The sequence below is a fragment of the Vibrio sp. 10N.222.55.B11 genome, from assembly GCF_041473705.1.
Taxonomy (GTDB): domain Bacteria; phylum Pseudomonadota; class Gammaproteobacteria; order Enterobacterales; family Vibrionaceae; genus Vibrio; species Vibrio crassostreae_C.
Map to the genome: position 1 here is coordinate 1 of NZ_JBFRST010000180.1, position 248 is coordinate 248.

Here is a 248-nt window from a genome sequence, read left to right on the forward strand (position 1 = left end):
TCTCTTGGTGCAAGTGCATTACAAAGCCAATCAGACTTGAGCGCACTCTCGAATACTCAAACCCGCCTAGACTCTGGCAGTGCCAGCTTTACAGCCAACGCGATTCAAGGCTTCCAGAATTACTTGGAAACGACAGCTAAATTAGACCAACCAGACGTCCAACGTCTAATGACCGCGTACCAACCGGAAGATATTGCCGAGGCGAAAGAACGCTGGCAAAAATTTACTCGCACTGAAGAGTTCACCAC

The 248-nt window shown here is 48.8% G+C and carries 1 protein-coding gene; it reads left to right on the top strand.

Annotated features, from left to right (window positions below; all coding sequences use genetic code 11):
• On the top strand, positions 1–248 hold a 248-nt coding region (locus AB4503_RS25625), incomplete at both ends, for a hypothetical protein (protein WP_372115933.1).